General features: G+C 41.5%; 15 protein-coding genes and 1 pseudogene. 4 read left to right on the plus strand and 12 right to left on the minus strand.

What is annotated here, in order from left to right; translation table 11 throughout:
* The first annotated feature begins 25 nt into the window (after positions 1–25).
* Positions 26–1,654 carry a glutamine-hydrolyzing GMP synthase gene (guaA, locus tag HXY43_RS20790; protein WP_290887080.1) on the plus strand — a complete coding sequence of 543 codons (1,629 nt, stop codon included), beginning with the start codon at positions 26–28 and terminating at the stop codon, positions 1,652–1,654.
* A 172-nt stretch (positions 1,655–1,826) separates the two neighbouring features.
* On the opposite strand, the gene HXY43_RS20795 is transcribed toward guaA, so the two are convergent.
* The 3 genes from HXY43_RS20795 to HXY43_RS20805 form a co-directional block, all read right to left on the minus strand.
* Positions 1,827–3,791, minus strand: a complete 1,965-nt coding sequence (locus HXY43_RS20795; protein WP_290887084.1) for an ATP-binding protein — start codon at positions 3,789–3,791, stop codon at positions 1,827–1,829.
* 2 nt (positions 3,792–3,793) lie between these two features.
* Entirely contained in the window at positions 3,794–4,249 is a 456-nt protein-coding gene (locus HXY43_RS20800) for a response regulator (RefSeq protein ID WP_290887087.1), read from the minus strand.
* 80 nt (positions 4,250–4,329) lie between these two features.
* Positions 4,330–6,585, minus strand: a complete 2,256-nt coding sequence (locus tag HXY43_RS20805) for an ATP-binding protein (RefSeq protein ID WP_290887090.1) — start codon at positions 6,583–6,585, stop codon at positions 4,330–4,332.
* A 123-nt stretch (positions 6,586–6,708) separates the two neighbouring features.
* Between HXY43_RS20805 and HXY43_RS20810 the strand changes: the two are divergent.
* Positions 6,709–7,044 (plus strand): annotated as a pseudogene (locus tag HXY43_RS20810) (response regulator); the annotation flags it as partial.
* Between the two features lie 19 nt (positions 7,045–7,063).
* Here HXY43_RS20810 and HXY43_RS20815 read toward each other — a convergent pair.
* On the minus strand, positions 7,064–7,969 hold the full coding sequence (locus HXY43_RS20815; RefSeq protein WP_290887094.1) for a cation diffusion facilitator family transporter: 906 nt from the start codon (positions 7,967–7,969) through the stop codon (positions 7,064–7,066).
* Between the two features lie 269 nt (positions 7,970–8,238).
* Positions 8,239–8,463: a hypothetical protein gene (locus HXY43_RS20820; RefSeq protein ID WP_290887097.1), complete on the minus strand. Its 225-nt coding sequence runs from the start codon at positions 8,461–8,463 to the stop codon at positions 8,239–8,241.
* A gap of 111 nt (positions 8,464–8,574) precedes the next feature.
* On the opposite strand from HXY43_RS20820, the gene HXY43_RS20825 reads away from it, so the two are divergent.
* Entirely contained in the window at positions 8,575–8,928 is a 354-nt protein-coding gene (locus HXY43_RS20825; protein ID WP_290887100.1) for a hypothetical protein, read from the plus strand.
* A 561-nt stretch (positions 8,929–9,489) separates the two neighbouring features.
* Here the strand turns inward: HXY43_RS20825 and HXY43_RS20830 are convergent.
* The 5 genes from HXY43_RS20830 to HXY43_RS20850 all read right to left on the minus strand — a co-directional run bounded on the left by HXY43_RS20830 (position 9,490) and on the right by HXY43_RS20850 (position 14,626).
* Entirely contained in the window at positions 9,490–9,726 is a 237-nt protein-coding gene (locus HXY43_RS20830) for a DUF4327 family protein (RefSeq protein WP_290887103.1), read from the minus strand.
* 1,189 nt (positions 9,727–10,915) lie between these two features.
* Complete coding sequence (rbfA, locus tag HXY43_RS20835) at positions 10,916–11,290, minus strand: 30S ribosome-binding factor RbfA (RefSeq protein ID WP_290887106.1); 375 nt, start codon at positions 11,288–11,290, stop codon at positions 10,916–10,918.
* A gap of 458 nt (positions 11,291–11,748) precedes the next feature.
* Positions 11,749–11,955: a DUF751 family protein gene (locus tag HXY43_RS20840; protein ID WP_026734564.1), complete on the minus strand. Its 207-nt coding sequence runs from the start codon at positions 11,953–11,955 to the stop codon at positions 11,749–11,751.
* A gap of 468 nt (positions 11,956–12,423) precedes the next feature.
* Positions 12,424–13,614, minus strand: coding sequence for a HetZ-related protein (locus HXY43_RS20845; RefSeq protein WP_290887110.1), 1,191 nt, complete (start codon positions 13,612–13,614; stop codon positions 12,424–12,426).
* A 352-nt stretch (positions 13,615–13,966) separates the two neighbouring features.
* Positions 13,967–14,626 carry an L-threonylcarbamoyladenylate synthase gene (locus HXY43_RS20850; protein WP_290887113.1) on the minus strand — a complete coding sequence of 220 codons (660 nt, stop codon included), beginning with the start codon at positions 14,624–14,626 and terminating at the stop codon, positions 13,967–13,969.
* A gap of 141 nt (positions 14,627–14,767) precedes the next feature.
* Between HXY43_RS20850 and larC the strand changes: the two genes are divergently transcribed.
* On the plus strand, positions 14,768–16,036 hold the full coding sequence (gene larC / locus HXY43_RS20855; RefSeq protein ID WP_290887116.1) for a nickel pincer cofactor biosynthesis protein LarC: 1,269 nt from the start codon (positions 14,768–14,770) through the stop codon (positions 16,034–16,036).
* An 86-nt stretch (positions 16,037–16,122) separates the two neighbouring features.
* Here larC and HXY43_RS26975 read toward each other — a convergent pair whose 3' ends face one another.
* Positions 16,123–16,344, minus strand: a complete 222-nt coding sequence (locus tag HXY43_RS26975) for a hypothetical protein (RefSeq protein ID WP_367161493.1) — start codon at positions 16,342–16,344, stop codon at positions 16,123–16,125.
* Positions 16,341–16,610, minus strand: a 270-nt coding sequence (locus HXY43_RS26980) for a hypothetical protein (protein ID WP_367161494.1), incomplete at its 5' end; no start/stop codon positions are given. The genes HXY43_RS26980 and HXY43_RS26975, both read right to left, overlap by 4 nt.

The raw sequence follows: 16,610 nt of genomic DNA on the forward strand, positions 1-16,610 counted from the left end.
TTTAAATTCACACACTCTCCCGATCATGAGTACAGCGGTGACCCTACCAACACAAACACAACAAGCGCCTCAAGCAGTAGAACCTTTGAGGCAAATTAATCGCCAAATGATTGTTATTCTCGATTTTGGTTCTCAGTATTCCGAACTGATTGCTCGCCGAATTCGAGAAACTCAGGTTTATTCGGAAGTTCTCTCTTACCGTACTACAATCGAACAGTTACGAAAGCTTAATCCCAAGGGAATTATCCTTTCTGGTGGCCCTAGTTCAGTTTATGATCAGGGTGCTCCCCATTGCGACCCACAAATTTGGCATTTGGGAATTCCCATTTTGGGTGTTTGCTATGGTATGCAGCTGATGGTGCAACAACTAGGTGGGGAAGTCGCAAGAGCTGAACGAGGCGAGTATGGCAAGGCTTCGTTATATATAGATGATCCGACAGACTTATTTACCAATGTCGAAGATGGCACAACCATGTGGATGAGTCATGGCGACTCAGTCACAAAAATGCCACCAGGGTTTGAATTGTTGGCACATACAGAAAATACTCCCTGTGCTGCGATCGCCGATCACAATCGCAAACTTTATGGTGTCCAGTTCCATCCAGAGGTAGTACATTCTGTTGGTGGTTTGCCATTAATCCGTAATTTTGTTTACCATATCTGCGAGTGCGAACCCACCTGGACAACTGCCGCTTTTGTAGAAGAATCAATTCGCGAAATTCGTGCCAAAGTCGGCGATAAGCGGGTACTGCTAGCACTGTCTGGAGGAGTAGATTCTTCTACCCTAGCCTTTTTGCTGCATAAAGCCATCGGCGATCAACTTACTTGTGTATTTATTGACCAAGGCTTTATGCGAAAGTATGAGCCAGAGCGATTGCTGAAAGTATTCCAAGAGCAGTTTCATATTCCTGTAGAGTACGTTAACGCTCGCGATCGCTTCCTGAATGCTCTCAGTGGTATTACCGATCCTGAAGAGAAACGTCGTATAATTGGACACGAGTTCATCAGGGTTTTTGAGGAGGAATCAAAACGGTTAGGGCCCTTTGATTACCTAGCACAAGGCACGCTCTATCCAGATGTGATTGAGTCTGCTGATACCAACGTCGATCCGCAAACAGGCGAACGAGTGGCGGTGAAAATTAAGAGCCATCACAATGTCGGTGGTTTGCCCAAGGATTTGCGATTCAAACTCGTAGAACCACTACGGAAACTGTTCAAGGATGAAGTCCGCAAAGTCGGACGTTCTATTGGCTTGCCAGAAGAAATCGTACAGCGCCATCCCTTCCCCGGGCCTGGTTTGGCGATTCGCATTTTGGGTGAAATCACTGCCGAACGGTTAAAGATTTTGCGGGATGCTGATTTGATTGTGCGGCAAGAAATTAATCAACAGGGCTTGTACAACCAATGCTGGCAAGCCTTTGCCGTATTGTTGCCAATCAAAAGCGTGGGTGTAATGGGCGATCAGCGTACCTACGCTTACCCCATCGTCTTACGCATCGTCACCAGTGAAGATGGCATGACCGCTGACTGGGCGCGTCTGCCTTATGATGTACTCGAAGTGATTTCTAACCGGATCGTCAATGAAGTGAAAGGAGTTAACCGGGTAGTTTACGATATTACTTCCAAGCCGCCTGGAACTATAGAGTGGGAATAGAGTTAGTGGATAAGTGGATAGTGGATAGTGGGAAAAGAGGGAATGGATAATGGGAAATAAAATAACAATGACCAATGACCAACTACTAACTACTAACTACTAACCACTAACTACTAACCACTAACTACTAACCACTAACTACTAACCACTAACTACTAATTACTAACCACTATCATCTTAATGGCAACAAAATGGTGAAAGTAGCTCCTTTGCCTTCACCATCACTAGCTGCTTGAATAATTCCGCCATGCAGTTCTACTATATGACGGGCGATCGCTAAACCTAGTCCTAAACCACCTTGTTTATTAGAGTCAGCCTGACGGTAACGCTCGAAAACATAGGGCAAAAAATCAGGGCTAATACCAACTCCTGTGTCAGACACTGTGATTTGGGCATAGGGAATAGGGAATTGGGCATTGGAAATTTCCATTATCCCTTGCCCCATGCCCCTTGCCCCATGTGCTGATAAACGCACCTCCACCAGTCCTCCCTCGGGAGTAAACTTAATAGCGTTAGAAAGTAGATTTCCTAAAACTTGGTGCAAGCGGTTTGGATCGCCGATAGATGCTGGAACTGAGTCATCCAGAATCGACTTTAAAAGAATGTTTTTGGCATTCGCACAAGGATAAGCTGTTTCTAATGCCGCCTGTATAATGGTAGCGAGATGAACATGGCATAGTTGAAGTTCCAGTTTACCCCGGAGTAGGCGGGACATATTCAGCAGGTCTTCTAGGAGTCTTGCTTGAGATAGAGCATTGCGTTCGATAGTTTGCAGAGCGCGGATAGTTGTAGCTTCATCCTGTTTTCGAGTTCGCAGCAGATTCGTCCAGCCCAGAATAGCATTGAGAGGAGAGCGCAGATCGTGCGATACCATAGCTACAAACTCGTCTTTGGCACGATTTGCTGCTTCAGCTTCGGCACGGGCAGCTTGCTCAAGCTGAAAAAGACGAGAACGCTCAGCTTCTAATTGTTTGCGATCGTTTATATCTGTACTTGTACCAAACCACTTCGCGATTCGTCCTTGCTCATCCTTTTTAGGCAAGGCTCGGGCTAAGTACCAATGGTAGGTTCCGTCATGACAGCGATAGCGCAGTTCAACTTCGTAAAGTGCTCCTGTATGCAAAGACTGTGCCCATACCTGCATCACTCGCTGGATATCGTCTGGATGCACAACTTCTAACCAACCAAACCCCATCGCCTGCTCAACGGTTTGTCCGGTAAACTCATACCATCGTTGATTGAGATATTCGCATTCGCCGTTTGCAGTGCAAATCCAAACGAGTTGTGGTATTGCCTCCGACAAAAAGCGGTAGCGTTCCTCGCTCTCCCGCAAAGCTTCTTCTATCTGCTTTTTCTTAGTTACATCTCGCCAAGCTGCTACAAAGCCATCTCCCAGCTTGGTAACTCGGATATCAAAAGCTCTAGTTAATTGCTGTTTGCCGTAAAAGTCTGTGTAAGTCAGTGATTCTTTTACAAAAGGTTCACCCGTTTTGACAACTTGGCAATAACGATCAAACAAGCCGTATTCTCGATGTCCGGGTAAAATTTCGCACAGCCTTTTGCCTAACTGCTCCTTCTTGCTCATGCGGTTAGCTTCACAAGCTGCGGCATTCACATAATCTACTCTAAAGTCTATAATTTCCCCCGCTTCATCCCGAATCGCTGAAAAAATGCCGAAGCAGTCGAGCATATTTTCTACAGAGGTACGGAAACGTTCCTCACTGTGTTGTAGTTGCTGATGTAGCCGGACATGTTCAATCGCAGACTGGATGGTAAAGCGCAGGTGTTCCGCTGTAATATCTCCCTTAACCAAATAGTCTTGAACGCCGCTTTTCATAGCCTGCACGGCAACCGCTTCATTACCATGCCCTGTTAACATAATTACAGCTGGCATAGTTCTGTTAATCTGCTGTTTAAATTCTGCCAGAAATTCTAACCCGTCCATATCTGGCAAAAGAAAGTCTAATAAGATACAATCGGGATGAAATTGCCGACATAATTCCAAGGCACTTTCTCCTGTTTCCTCTTCCAAGATCGCGTAGTGATGTTGTTGATTTTGCAGGATGTAGCGGCGATAGACTTGGCGGTCTTCCGGACAATCATCGATGATTAAAATAGTTTGCTGTTGTTGCGCCATGACTACCTGCCGACGGTATCAGGAAGAACCACAATATCCAACCAATAAGTAAGGAAGCTTTGAAGTGTTTGTTTTAATCTGTTGATATCGATAGGTTTGAGAATATAACTAGCAACACTATTTCGATAACATATTTCAATATCTCTTGGATTAGCAGAGGTGGTAAATACTATAACGGGAATATTCTTTAGCTTTTCATCTTGCTTGACTTGTTGTAATAATTCTCGTCCATCAGTTCCTGGTAGGTTCAGGTCGAGTAAAATCAGTGAGGGGTGAGGAGAAGTTTGAGGATCGCTATAGGCTCCGGTGTGGTAGAGATAGTCTAGCGCTTCATCGCCATCAGTACAGCGAAAGATAGGATTTAGCACTTGTTGACGATACATCACTCGTCGCAGGGCTTCAAAATCTTCGTCGCTATCTTCAATTACGAGTATTGGTTGAGCACTGTTGCCAATCATAGTTCCACAAGCAAGAGGGAAGAAGGCAGAAGGATAAAAAATTTATTATTTAATTTTCATCACAATTCGGACTTCAAGCTTTAGTTATCTTTCTGCAAAGTGAAATAAAATGTACTACCTTCACCGTAGTCAGACTCTACCCAGATTTTACCGTCATGTCGTTCCACAATTTTTTTGGTAATTGTCAGTCCCGCACCTGTACCACCACCATATTTGCTTGGCCCGTGTAATCGTTTGAAGATGCGGAAAATAACGTCAAAGTGTTTTTCTCGAATACCAATGCCATTATCGCGCACGTAAAATATGACTGGATCTGAGGCTTCGATATAGCCAATTTCAATCCATTTTTCGGTTTTGTCGTTGTACTTAATGGCATTGGATATTAAATTACTAAAAACTTCACCCACCTGAATGCGATCGCAATATACAATTGGCAATTGTCTAGGTATGCGAATTTCTACTCCAGTTTCTTCAATGCGAGCGCTCAATAAATCTAATATGCGATGCACAACAGCATTGAGATCGGTCGGTTGCATCGACATATCCACCCTTCCCAACCGTGAAAACTGTAGTAGTGAATCAATTAAATCTTCCATCCGCTGGGTAAGGCGAATCAAAGTTCTCAGCTTGTCTTTACCTTCTTCATCTAGGTTTTCACTGTAGTCTTCAATTAAAAAATTCGAGTAATTATGAATACCGCGCAACGGTTCTTTCAAATCGTGGGAAGCAATATAAGCAAAAGCATCCAATTCTTTATTACTACGTTCTAGTTCCGTGTTGAGCTTTGCTAATTCATCAACTTTCCGCAGCACTACTGTAATAATTGCGCCTCGCAACTCCGCTGCCGCATTTACCTCGTAGGATTTCCAAGGAAGAGACTTTAGCCTAACTATTTCTTTCCATAACTCAAATGACTTCCGAGGAGATAGGTGCAAACCACCATTTTCACTAACTTCTACAGGTTGATTTGGATTCCCTCCCCAATTGACAGTTTGCACCTCCTCTGGGCGAAACCACAAAACATACTTGTTCTGAGTTTTAGAGATAGAAAGTGCTATCAAACCGCTAGCAACATCCTTAAATTTTTCTGCCTCCGGATATACTTGCGATAACGAGTCAGTGTAAAAAATATCCTCATCTATATTGTTGTGAATCCATAACAGCAAATTTTGAATATCTTGTTTTTCAGGAGTATTACCGAGCAAATATAATTCCTTATTAAAACAGATTGCCGCACCTTGAGCATTGACGAGATAGAGTATATTCGGCTGCTTATTGATTAGTCCATCAATAAAACTTTTCTCCGCCGACATATATTCTACTAATTTTGCCAAAACAGATTTTATTTCAATTTTGGATTCCGAGTCTTCATTATCTTCTTTTGTAGCTATTTCTAAAGAAGTTACTTGTCCCAAAAATTCACAGGCATTACGAATTTCATAAGGTACATATTTGGGTGTTTGATGATGGCAGGCAATCAGTCCCCATAATTTGTTATTTTTAATTATTGAAATCGACATTGATGCTTTTACACCCATGTTGTGCAAATACTCAATGTGACAAGGTGAGACACTCCGCAACACAGATCCACTTAAATCTAAAGGTTCATCAGTTAATGAATTGTTAGTAGGGACAATAGCAGCAGCTTGGTAATCAGCATCTGGGATTAACCGCAGCCAGTTTTGGCTGTAGAGTTTTCTAGCTGGTGTGGGAATATCCGAAGCAGGGTAGTGTAAGTCTAAATAGGAAGGGAGATGTTCTTGTTTATCTTCCGCAATAACTATACCATTCCAATCACGATCAAATCTATAAAACATCACTCTATCAAATCCGGTTATTCTCCTCACTTCTGTGACAATAATTTGACCAATTTCAGTAACAGTCTTTGCTGATTGCAGTTTTCCAATAGCTAGTTTGACTAAATGATAGAACCGAAAATAATTATTATTCTTTTCTAAAATTGCTGGTTCTAACTCTAGAATTACAACTCCATTGGAGCGATGAATTATACCATCAAAAATAATAGGTTTTTGAAAAGTTTTTATAGTAAATTCTAGGGGATTGACAATTTGTATGTCTTCCTGAGTTAAACAATCATTCAAAAAATCGATTTGCTCTGATTCTAGTAATTTTCTCAATGGTTGATTCAGTAATTCTTCCGGATGAAAACCCAAACAATTATATGTGTTATTGCTTACTTGCAGGATAGTTAATTCAGGCTCTTTAATTGCCAAAAGGACTCCATGTGGTTGGACAAAGCCAGGAATATGAATTGGCTCTTTGTCACAGTTAGTCAAATCAACCGTAAATGCTGTGTCATTTTTGTTGGTGTTCACTTTTTGGATAGTCCTGCTAATGGGCGTGTTGCTTTGCTGGCTTTTCTGTTCATGGGTATGCTAACGCAGTAAAACTACCCCAAGAATAACCAAAGAAACAGAGGAAAAACGAGGGACAAAATAATGGAAGATCATTCTCTTTTTTCCAATATTGATGGAGACACCATACAACCTCCTCTCCCTCTTGCTAACTTAAAAATTCTCGTGGTAGACGACGATGATGATAGCCGCTTTTATATTTCTACCGTATTGGAAGCAGATGGAGCTAGTGTGACGACAGTTGCATCAGCCGCAAAAGCTTTAGAAGTGATACCACATTTACAACCCGATGTCTTAGTTTGTGATATTGCTATGCCCATTGAAGATGGCTATAGTTTGATCGCTAAGGTGCGTGCTTTGACAGCAGAAAGCGGAGGAGATGTGCCGGCCATAGCATTAACTGCCTATGCCGATAGCGAACTAACGCAAGACTGATTTGCTATCTTGACCTGGACTCAAAGCTAATTTTCTCAGACTGATACTCTGGTGGCTCAACGTGAATTAAAATCCTGACTGGACTGAAGCGTTCCTCCAACCGTCTTTCTACCTCTTCGGTGATACGATGGGCAGTTTCTACATCTTGGGCGTCTACAATTAAATGCATCTCAATGAAGACTTGGCGACCGATCAGACCACGAGAGGCGATTTCATGGCAGTTTACAACGCCAGGAACAGAAACAGCGATCGCGTGAATGACTTCTGGTGCGATCGCCATTTGATCCACAAGCCAAGGCAAGTTTTCTTTTAAAACTGTCCAGCCACTCCAAAATACCAACACAGCTACTGGAAAAGCTAACACCACATCCAACCACTGATAACCAAACCACCATACGCCAACCAAACCACCAATCACAGAAATTGTCACCCAGATATCGCTCATCGTGTGTTTGGCATCAGCAATCAAAATTGGGCTACCCACTTTTACACCCACATGGCGTTCATAAAACGCTACGAAAATATTCACGCCTAAGACAATCAGTAGTAACCACAACTCCGGCGCTGATATTCTCACAGGTTCACCACCCTGGAGAATGCGCTCAATTGCACCCTGGAGAATTTCAAAGCAGGCTATGCCTAAAAAGGCAGAAATTCCCAAAGCCCCTACCGCTTCAAATTTCAGGTGTCCATAGGGATGTTCGCGATCGGGTTGTGGCGAAGAAAATCGACTGGCAATCAATCCTAAAATGTTGTTGGCACTATCCGTCACACTATGTAATGCATCAGCTAGCAAGCTCAAAGAACCTGTTAACTTGCCTACAAATGCTTTTAATAGCATCACGAATATATTTAGCAGTAAAGTAATAATTAAAACTTTTCTAACTGTAGCTCGGTTATCTAAAGTCATAGAGTATTTTTAAATAATATGTTCTATGACTTCTCAGTGTAGAACTAAACACATCAATCAAATGTATAAAACTCTGACAGCGTAGAGATTCCATTTTGCTATAATCTCAAATTTTGAGTCTATGTTATTGAAATATTTTTTAATTAGTAGCGGCCGTAAATCTAATATAAATAAGCTACACATTAACTAAAGCAAATATATTGATTAGCGTTTGTCGTTAAGATTTTTTCATTACGTTTTCATAACTTTAAAATCTCTGTCTATGTGGTTCATGTCATCAGTAAGTTCACACCACCCTCGTTGCCAGGTTCAACCTGGTAACGAGATAAATTTGGCTTCTCGCAGAGTACCCGTAGACGCATAAGCGTCTTCTCGTAGAGTAGAGTGCAAGACTCCCATGCACCGGGACGCATAGCAAAGGATGAAAATTTCTCTTCCAATGCCCAATGCCCCATGCCCCATGCCCAACTTTCAAGACAGATGTGAATTACCATATTCTTGGATGAAAGCTTTCTGAATTATTACTATCAATAAAAGAAGCGGATCTTGATGTTACCCATGCGATGAAAATGGTATTTGTACCAAAATGTTCTAACAAATAGCTCATGTCCGCAAATAACCTGACACTAAACCTGGTTGAGGGTTCTGTCTCCTTTAGCTTTTCACCCCAAGCAGCACAGGAATTAAAAGTAGCGCTGGATCAATTGATGAGTAGCCTCAAGGCTGTCGCTGCTAAAACTACTCCTAGCGCTGGTAAAGCCAGTCCCCAACGTCCTACGGAATATCGTTACACCGGGGAAGTATTTTTAGAGATTTTTTGCAATCCTAATATCTGGCCTACCCCCTTTGCAGCAAAAATTCTGCTTACTGTCCGTGACGTTAATATTCGCTTGACTACAGAAGCTGAACTCACTCGTGTGATAGAAGATGTCAATCTGTATTTAGAGCAAGTAGGATAATGTAGGTTGTTGGTGGTTGGTTGTTGGTAGTTGGTTGTTGGTAGTGGTCTATGTCATTAATTTTGATAAGTTGTAACAGTTTGTAGTCAGGGCTTGAGCACCTTGAAATTGAGCGAAGACAGCACTCACTACAAACCCCTCAGAACTAATGACATGAACCAGTAGTTGGTTGGTGGTTGATTGGTAGGTTTCGGTAACTGATTCCAAACAACAAACAACAAACAACTAACCATACCAAAAAATTACCGGAGTAGTTACCAAAATTAAACTACTCCGGCATAGCCAAAAACCTTAGTTAAAGAGTTTTAGCCCCTGTGCAACAACCGCTCTTAAAAAAAGACAGATAAGAGGCTAAAATGTGCGCGTTAACCCGAAGAACAGCAGAAAACAGAGTTTGTATTTCTGTATTAAGGGTAGATGCATGGTTCGAGATTTCAGATCGGGAAAGATTTATGAAAAGCAGAGATCGTTGTTGAAGATTGGGCGTTGAATTTTTTACTGTTCAATCCATACATCCAAAAAATATATACTCCCAATCTAAAATCTAAAATCGTCAATTCATTAGTCGTTTTCCCATTCTTCTCGACCAATCAAATCACCAATGCGATCGCGCAACAAAAAGTCACACTTTTCCAATTCACATTCAACACATACCCACTCTCGTGCTGGTATATATTGACAGAGAGTATATATTGGTTGCTGTCTGCTAACCACTCCCTTTTGTACTAGTCGCCGCGCTTCGTCTTGAATCACGTCCAAAGAGTAGTAGCTGATAGAAGGCACCGTATTCACACTCATGGTCTTTACTCACAATTTTACACGTAAGTAGTGTTCCCAAAACAGATTAGGAACCAACATAGCAACGAGTAGGTCTATAGCCGGGATTTTGTAATTTGGTATACGGAACTATTTTCATTTTGACGCTACACATCCTCAAATTATGTAAATAAATGTTAAGTTTGTCAACAAAATCTGATATTTTGTCTTTAGACCTTCAAACAAGAAGACTAGATTGTCGTGTAACTTCTCTTGGTCTGGTCTCAAACCTTGGTATTTCCTAGATTTCAGCAGAGAAATGATTTACACGATCAAAAATGCACGTAAATTACTATCGAACTTTTGCATCTATCTATAGGAAAACACTCAAAGAAAATGTGGTGGAAGCATGGGTATAAACTGCTGCAAGTCATAAAGGCAACAATACACTACTCAAGCTTATAGAACTTTCTTTGTTAATAATTTCTTAAATAAACTTTCAGCATTTGCTGAAGTATAACACTGTTGTGAAATAAATATTCTCGGAGAAACGATTGTAGCAATATAGGATCGGGAATTTTAGGTAATGCAGATGTACCTCTAGATAAATAGTGTTGAGAGTTTGAAAATGACAGATTTGAGTCGTATATCTCATCTTTATTTACAGTATAATTGATGATATTTTGTGTCTAAATAGATAACTTCATAGCCGTATCTAACTTAGCATTAAGTTATGTAAACTAGTTTTCCATTGATTGTTAATTTTTGTTTGATTCATAAGTTTTTCTCATGATTACCCAATAAATGCATTCTTGCATTAATGTATAAAAAATATCAGCATACCCTCTGTTTTCTGTCTTGCTTACAGGACAATTTTACGCAGGATACGCTTTGCTCTAGTAACTATCAAATACCAGCCCTATCAAGGCGTAAGTCTTGAAATGAGTTTTTCTTGGTGTCTTGGTGTCTTTGTGGTGAAAAATCATTTGTGAAACACCAAGACACCAAGACACAAAGAAGAAAATAGGCTTGTTTGCTGAGATTTGGGTTGGTTTTTACCCATCTTGACAGGGCTGCCATCAAATATCAACCAAGAAGATATTAGGCACATTTAAACAGAGGCGCTCACATCGCGTCTGTCAAATGAGTGGCCAATTTCTGAGAAGAAATTGTTGTTTAAGTTACTGAATCTAGCAAATTAGCCATTTTCCTCTTTGCTGTCGTATTCATCCTATAGGAAATCCTCTGGCTTACGCTCTTGTTTAATTCGATCCAGTAGCGATAGCACCTTACTACCGCGTTCTATAGAACGGTCTTCAATAAATACGACCTCTGGTGTGCGACGTAGACGCACCCGCGCACCTAGTTCGCTACGGACATAACCCGTCGCTGACTTTAAGCCTGCCATTGTTTCTGCTTTGGCTTCTTCTGTGCCATAAATTGACACATAAATTTTGGCGTGTTGCAAATCGCCAGAAACATCAACATCAGTAACGCTTACCATTCCTGTGCCTACACGGTCATCCTTGATGCCATTGAGCAACATTTGGCTAACTTCCCGTTTAATCAATTCAGCAACGCGGGAAACGCGGCGATTTGTAGCCATAAAAATCATTCCTCCTTACAGAGGTTGTACTACTTTAAGACAGTTACGGTTTTTAACCGTGGAGTTGTTGAGACTGAGAGGGATGAGGTACTAGGGACTGGGGGCTAGGGACTAGGTTATATTCTTCCCTTATCTCCAGTACCCAGTATCCAAATCTAGTGTACCTGGGTTGCTTGGTTTCCCAAAAAAGCTTTTCTTGATTGTCGCAGTCCGTTAAGAACACCTAAGCCGTGCTGAAGAAGGTTGTTCCTTCTAAAACTATCTATCTTTATGTTCTGGAGTACATATATCTTGACTTCCTTCAACTTCAAGCGTTTAGGAAGATAAGATTATACCACGGCACTTGTTTTTTAATCAGCAAGTGCGTAGATTTCTAGAGGGCGACTTCAAACTTTCTGCTATTTTTTCTTAGTTGTTGGCAGTTGCTTGGGGGCACACCCTAGTGTATGGATTGAACCCTAAATTGTACTCAAACCCAGCATTGCCCGCAGGGTCAGAGTAATAAAGACCATTCCGCCAACGAACAAGCCCAAGAGGGCAATCAACGTAACTGGGCGTTTCAGCAACGGTGCCAATGGTGCAAACGCGTTTAACAACACGCCTAACAGGGTAGTAATAAAGTAGCGGAAGTAACGAAAAACATTATCCCAAAATCCGTCAAACATCTTGATCTTAAATTGTTTTGTTTTCGACTTTACGTTTGTTGTTAACTGCCCGATTAATTTGAATTGTAATGCAATTTAGGCAATTGTAGGGGTGAATCATTTTTTGCCCTTTCTGCGTCTGAAATTCAGCAGGTAGATTTTGCGGATGTACTAAATTATGCCACAAGCAGTGATAATTTTGCCCTTCATCCTTTACCCTTTTCTATTTTCCCGACTATAGCTAATTTATATTAGATTAACTGGTTTTTTAAATAAATAAAAATCCACTTTTGACTGCAAAATTTGAGAAATACTAGATTTGGCTTCTTCCCTATCTTCCCCCACAAACGGGGGAAGATAGGGAAGATAAAAAGTATTGGCTTGGATATTGAGTAAGTAAGCTATTAATAATCAGCATTTACAGTCAATGGATGAAGCCTAGGAAGATTAGTTGATATGAGATTATGGAAGATGAAACTAATATAGGCTTTAGCTTGTTTGGACTTCAGTATTACCATTACGGATAGCCCAGGCAAGTTCCAATAGTTGAGTCCAACGCTTTTGTAACTGCTTGGGAGTGCATTTGAGAACCTTGGCGATCGCTTGATCGGTCTGTTGTGCAGCTTTGAGTTGTAAAATTTGCCGTTGCTGTTCGGAAAGCTGACCTAAAAAGCGTTCCCACTGCTGGGAAGACAACCCCAACTTTTGTTCTATACCGACGCCCAACCATTGATGTACCAATTGCCAGTGGTGGGTACGAGCAAACTTTTCCACATGGTACTTAAAACGCTGTTGGAGATAATCCCGTTGGCGACTGGTTAAACCGAGAATTTGGTCAATTTCTGGTGCTGAGAGGTCTTGGAGTTTTAAGGCCAGGTAATCTACACAATCGTGTTGACCTTGAGATTCAAAATATTTTACCAGTTCCGAGATGACGCGATCGCGCTCACTATCTTCAGCCGGATCGAAACCTGGTTGGGATATCATTTGCGATCGCAATTGCTGTACTGCTGAGTGACGCTGGTAAGATTCGGCTTCTTCAGTCTTAGCATTTTCCACCGCCATTTCAAAGTCTACACTGGTTTCTTGGGGCAGACGACGAGCAAAACCTTGAGCACGCAGTATAATCAACTGCTGATTAGCACCACCTGGTAAATTAATACGGCGCTTCGCATACTGTTCTGTAAACGCCATGTATTCTGCAAGTTGCAAATGAGTACGCGGGGTGTAATCTTCTGGCAATTCATTTTCGCGCCGGAAAGCCTTAATAGCTTCGATATAAAATGCTTGTAAAAAATCTTCAATTAAGTTGTAGCGAGCTTGAAATCCTAACTCAATTCCTGATACAGCAACATGGCGATAAACCATAGCACCTAAGCTGCTATGTAATTCTACGCGTCCTTGTTTAGAACCAAGTTGATAGTAACTCAAACATTTTTGCAGGCGATGACGCGCTAGGGAAACTTGCCAGGACTTGATTTGCCCGGAATTTTGGATGCGATGGCTCTTATCGCAAATCCGCTCTACTTCTTTGGCGATGCGCATTGCTACAGCTTGTACGCAACTGGGTGCAGCTTTCACCTGTGGTTGCAGTTCTTTACATAGAAATTTGCTTAAGGCATCGGTATGGGGATCAACAGTGGATCTAGGGGAAGGTACATTGACAAACTTGGCTTTCATGATATTTTTGGGAGTGGTATTGCACCGTAACGACATAACAAAAGATGCCAGGGCAATCTCTTGATTTTCATCTTTCAAGAGTTGCCGCAAGCACCGCTCACATTTAAGAATGTAAGAAATTTTTGCGAGTTCCAGATCGGGTAATGTGTCGGTTTTTCTATAAGCAACTTAACAATGGCTGACGCATGAATATTCACTATCTACTTAAAACAAATAAAAGCCTTACTATGCCAAGATTTTTCCCTATCCCAGTTATAAATGCATTGCGCTTTATCAGTATGACAATTACAAAAGTGGAGTTTTTTTATCTCTAATTTCCGAAACTCAAGAATGAGCTTGTGAAGTTAGCTTTTTATACCCATGCTGCTGCTCTTTCCCAACCTAAACCTTGCCGTATCATTACTGGTTCCTCCGCTGTTAAGTCCAAAATCGTAGAAACTTCATAGCTTGGTTCCTCGCCAGTGTCTACAATTACATCTACCAAGTCTTCTAAACGGTCAAATAAATCTACTCGTGACAAAATCGGTTCTGGTTCCACTCCCAAGGTTCCATTACCTGTCTCGTCTGGTGGTAAATGTGCCGAAGTTGAAATAATTGGGTTTCCTAATGCTGTCAACAACGCCAAGCATACCTGATGATTGGGAACTCTAATCCCAGTAGTTTTTCGTTTGGGATTTTGCACTAGACGCGGAACTAACTTAGTAGCAGGTAACAAAAAAGTGTATGGCCCCGGAATCAGGTGCTTCATAATCCGGTAGGCAGTATCGCTCACAATAGCATAAGTCGCCACATTGGAAAGCGATGGACACAAAAATGTCAGTGGTTTATCATTTGCTAGCTGCTTGATTTTACGCACTCGTTCTACCGCCGACTTAGCATTTATATCACAACCAATCGCATAGACTGTATCAGTTGGATAAAGCATAACCGCGCCATTAGAGAGCGCCGTTTGTATTTCATCTATACGGCGGATTTGGGGATTATCAGGATGGACTGAGAAAATTTTTGCCATAGATTTGGTGTGGATAGTAGATAGTGGATAGTGGTTAGTGGGGAAGAGCTAATGGGTAATGGGAAAGAAAATAATAATGACCAATTGCCAATTACTAACTACTAACTACCAACTACTAACTACTAACTACTAACAAATATTATGATTAAACTTGCTTATCTTCAATGTCCAACGGGTATTTCCGGTGATATGTGCTTGGGAGCATTGGTAAGTTTAGGTGTTCCCTTAGAGTATTTAATAGAAAAACTTAATAACTTAGGAATTGAACATGAGTATAAATTATGGGCAGAACTTGTTCAGCGCAATGGTCAGCAGGCAACGAAAGTACATGTAGAGTTATTACACAATCATCACAACCATGAACATACTCATCACCATCGCCATTTGCCAGAAATCGAACAGATGATACTCAAAGCTGAGTTGCCTGCAAGGGCAGAAGCTTGGAGTTTAGCAGTATTCCGACAGTTAGCGATCGCGGAAGGGGCAGTACATGGCATTGCGCCAGAAAAAGTTCACTTTCATGAAGTGGGTGCAGTGGATGCGATTGTGGATATTGTTGGCACTTGTTTGGGGTTAGATTGGTTAGGTCTTGAGAGTAACGAACAAGGACTACCCCAACTTTATTGTTCAGCATTTCCGACTGGTGGGGGAACAGTGCGGGCTGCCCACGGCCAGATGGCCGTACCAGTACCAGCAGTATTGAAGTTATGGGAAATGCGCGGCTGTCCAGTTTATAGTAACGGCATTGAACGAGAATTAGTAACACCTACAGGAGCTGCGATCGCTACGACTCTTGCTAAGGATTTTGGTTCACCACCTCCCATGAGCATTATACAAATAGGACTGGGAGCAGGTTCTCTGAATTTACCGATTCCCAACATCCTACGCTTGTGGCTGGGTGAAGCAATGCCTAATGAATTCACAGACAACTCATCCGCAAGCAGTCCAACTTTAGAAACTATATCGGTACTGGAAACTCAAATAGATGACCTAAGTCCACAAGCGTTCGGTTATCTATTTGAAACATTATTTGCTGCTGGTGCGGTGGATGTCTTTACCCAATCCATAGGCATGAAAAAGTCCCGTCCAGGCATTTTGCTAACTGTGATTTGTCATCCAAAAAATTTACTTAGTTGTGAAACTGTTTTATTCCGCGAAACCACTACTTTAGGTATTCGACGCTTTCAGCAGCAGCGTGCTATTCTACAGCGAGAAATTCAACAAATAGAAACAGAATATGGAATGGTAAATGTTAAAGTAGCATGGACTGGACAAGCAAATAACAGAGTTATAAATAACGTCCAGCCAGAATACGAAGATTGTGCAGAATTAGCCCGAAAGCATAATATTCCCTGGCGTGAAATTCAGCGGCTAGCACTACACAATTGGTATTTACAAAATAAAAAATAGTCAATAGTCTATTTTTTATAGTCATTAGTTCACTAATCTTTTAACTATTGACTATTGACCATTGACTATTAACTACTTCAGTTAACCTATCTGTCGAATGTTCTATTCACTGCATTTGCTGCATCTTCAGCAGTGCGCTGAACATTGATTTTTGCATCCTCAGCAGATCGCTGCGTGCCTTTTGTCACATCTCTAGCAGCATCCTGAGTATTTCCCTTGATATTTTCAATTCCTCGCTGAGTTCCCTTGGTTACACCTTCAGTCAACTCTTTAGCTGAACTGCCGATATCTTCACCAAGATTCTTCACTCTTTCAGGCAGGGGTGTACCTTGGCGATAATTTTCAACATATTGCCCTGGGCTTTCAACGCCCTTTTGCTCAATGTTCCGCTGAGCATTTTCCTTGAGGTACTCAGCTTTTGCTTTTGCTTGGCTTCCTGCTGCTCTAGATCTGGGGTCAGGGTAAGCTCATCTAATTTAGTATAAAAATAGCTTGACAAATTAAACAAGACAAGAATAATCAGCGGTGTAAAAAACGTACTTGACATCAGAGCAAGATAAGTGAGATGACTTCC

The sequence above is a fragment of the Fischerella sp. genome, assembly GCF_013388695.1.
Lineage (GTDB): Bacteria > Cyanobacteriota > Cyanobacteriia > Cyanobacteriales > Nostocaceae > PCC9605.

What these genes read in the sequence shown, in the direction of transcription:
- guaA (WP_290887080.1), top strand. Translation starts at nt 26, where the DNA reads ATGAGTACAGCGGTGACCCTACCAACACAAACACAACAAGCGCCTCAA.
- HXY43_RS20795 (WP_290887084.1), bottom strand. Translation starts at nt 3,791, where the DNA reads ATGGCGCAACAACAGCAAACTATTTTAATCATCGATGATTGTCCGGAA.
- HXY43_RS20800 (WP_290887087.1), bottom strand. Translation starts at nt 4,249, where the DNA reads ATGATTGGCAACAGTGCTCAACCAATACTCGTAATTGAAGATAGCGAC.
- HXY43_RS20815 (WP_290887094.1), bottom strand. Translation starts at nt 7,969, where the DNA reads ATGACTTTAGATAACCGAGCTACAGTTAGAAAAGTTTTAATTATTACT.
- HXY43_RS20820 (WP_290887097.1), bottom strand. Translation starts at nt 8,463, where the DNA reads ATGGTAATTCACATCTGTCTTGAAAGTTGGGCATGGGGCATGGGGCAT.
- HXY43_RS20825 (WP_290887100.1), top strand. Translation starts at nt 8,575, where the DNA reads ATGTCCGCAAATAACCTGACACTAAACCTGGTTGAGGGTTCTGTCTCC.
- HXY43_RS20830 (WP_290887103.1), bottom strand. Translation starts at nt 9,726, where the DNA reads ATGAGTGTGAATACGGTGCCTTCTATCAGCTACTACTCTTTGGACGTG.
- rbfA (WP_290887106.1), bottom strand. Translation starts at nt 11,290, where the DNA reads ATGGCTACAAATCGCCGCGTTTCCCGCGTTGCTGAATTGATTAAACGG.
- HXY43_RS20840 (WP_026734564.1), bottom strand. Translation starts at nt 11,955, where the DNA reads ATGTTTGACGGATTTTGGGATAATGTTTTTCGTTACTTCCGCTACTTT.
- HXY43_RS20845 (WP_290887110.1), bottom strand. Translation starts at nt 13,614, where the DNA reads ATGAAAGCCAAGTTTGTCAATGTACCTTCCCCTAGATCCACTGTTGAT.
- HXY43_RS20850 (WP_290887113.1), bottom strand. Translation starts at nt 14,626, where the DNA reads ATGGCAAAAATTTTCTCAGTCCATCCTGATAATCCCCAAATCCGCCGT.
- larC (WP_290887116.1), top strand. Translation starts at nt 14,768, where the DNA reads ATGATTAAACTTGCTTATCTTCAATGTCCAACGGGTATTTCCGGTGAT.